This is a genomic window from Leyella stercorea, from assembly GCF_021531655.1.
The window spans coordinates 1-1779 of the sequence record NZ_JADYUF010000097.1 but is presented as its reverse complement, the minus strand read 5'-3'; the positions used below and the strand labels follow the sequence as shown (position 1 = coordinate 1779).

Genomic DNA, 1779 nt, shown 5'->3' with positions numbered 1-1779 from the left:
TACTGAAAGCTGCTACTAACGACTCATAAATCTACCCTTAATCGTGTATTGGATGATAGTTGCGGATTTTAGGATATCAATACGCCCTTTAATACATTCCTATTAAAACATCAGCTTCGATTGTCAAATGTGTGAGAGTACGCCAATCAACGCAATCTTTTTCAACGCAAAAGAGAAGCGGCGTCATTTCAATAAACGACATTCTTTGTTCTGATGACAACTGTACGGTGGCTGAAACCGTTTCTCTTGAAATGGTTTTAAGATATTTCTCAAAACATTCAACGACAGACTCATTTGAATAATCTGGATTTTTCAAGTGTGCTTGCACTTTAGTCCTGATTTCCCTCAAATGATTTTTCGTAGGAATTACTTTCACAACATATCCGTTAGGAGATAGCAATCGCTGAAATTCTTTGTAGTGTGCAGGCGAAAATATGTCTAAAATACAATCCATACTTCCGTCTTTCAAAGGGATTTTTGATAAGTCAGTAACAAACCACTTCACTGCTTTGCGCTTGTCTTTTTTTGATGCAATCTGTATTGCCTCCCTTGACAAGTCAAAGGCAAAGATGTTTCGTTCTGTTCTTTGCTGTATCTGCCTTGCATAGAAACCCTCGCCGCAACCAACATCTAAAATGTTTCTTATAGATGGCGTATCAGAAATAAACTGTATGATTTTCTCCAACACAACATCATACATGCCATACTCCAAAATTTGGTGCCGGTTGTCAAAAGACCGCTTGCTGTAGTTGGTTTTGGGCGATGATTTTAACAACAAATTTACATACCCATATCTTGAAATATCAAAGCAATGTCCATGTCTACAAATTAGGCTATTGCCTTGTATATCCATTGATTTTGTGCAAATTGGGCATTGAAAATAAACCTTGCTGTCTGCAAAGCGTGATAAATTATTATTCATTTGTTTTTCCTCCGTAATTACATCTCTGCTTCAATAAGCGAGTTATGCAATACGGATAACCGCAACATAACTCGCGGTTTTATCTTAATCTCCTTAATTCCGCAACACTTTGATTTAACTTTATTTATAAGTTCCTGAGCAACAAAAAGTTGCTCAGGATTTTGCCATGTCAGATTTTTCACTTATCTTAGTGTTGCAATTAGAAAACAAGCGAAAATCGTAACAAGGCGCTGCAAAGTTACAAATAAAATCTGAAAAACTCACACCTTTTGGAGGAATTTTTTCAATCATGGAGAAATTTGACTCCATGCTTTCACCCGTTATCGACTCAACACTGGGTCAGAGATGCAGCAGTATCATCGGATATCAGTTCAGCGAGATAGTCCGTTCGCTGATGAGCGTTTATTTCTGTGGCGGCTCATGCGTGGAAGATGTAACGTCACAACTGATGCGCCATCTCTCGTATCATCCTACCCTTCGTACATGCAGCTCTGATACCATCCTCAGAGCCATCAAGGAACTGACACAGGAAAACATCTCCTATACTTCCGACCAAGGCAAGACCTATGATTTCAATACTGCAGACAAACTCAACACATTGCTTATAAACGCTTTGGTTTCTACAGGCGAGTTGAAGGAAATTGAGGAATACGATGTTGACTTTGACCATCAGTTCCTTGAAACGGAGAAGTATGATGCAAAACCGACCTACAAAAAGTACCTCGGCTACAGGCCTGGCGTATATGTTATCGGTGACAAGATAGTCTATATCGAGAACAGCGATGGCAACACGAATGTGCGTTTTCATCAGGCAGACACCCATAAGAGATTCTTCGCTCTTCTGGAATCCCAGAACA

1 protein-coding gene and 1 pseudogene are annotated in these 1779 nt (G+C 39.3%); one reads left to right on the top strand and one right to left on the bottom strand.

Going from position 1 to position 1779, the window contains the following annotated elements; genetic code table 11:
- Window positions 1-88 precede the first annotated feature (88 nt).
- Window positions 89-922 carry a methyltransferase domain-containing protein gene (locus tag I6E49_RS14155; protein WP_235403123.1) on the bottom strand — a complete coding sequence of 278 codons (834 nt, stop codon included), beginning with the start codon at window positions 920-922 and terminating at the stop codon, window positions 89-91.
- Window positions 923-1211: 289 nt separating this feature from the next.
- On the opposite strand from I6E49_RS14155, the pseudogene I6E49_RS14150 reads away from it, so the two are divergent.
- Window positions 1212-1779, top strand: a pseudogene (locus I6E49_RS14150) (IS1380-like element IS612B family transposase); the annotation flags it as partial.

Coding starts and splice junctions, on each gene's coding strand:
- I6E49_RS14155 (WP_235403123.1), bottom strand. CDS start 922: ATGAATAATAATTTATCACGCTTTGCAGACAGCAAGGTTTATTTTCAA.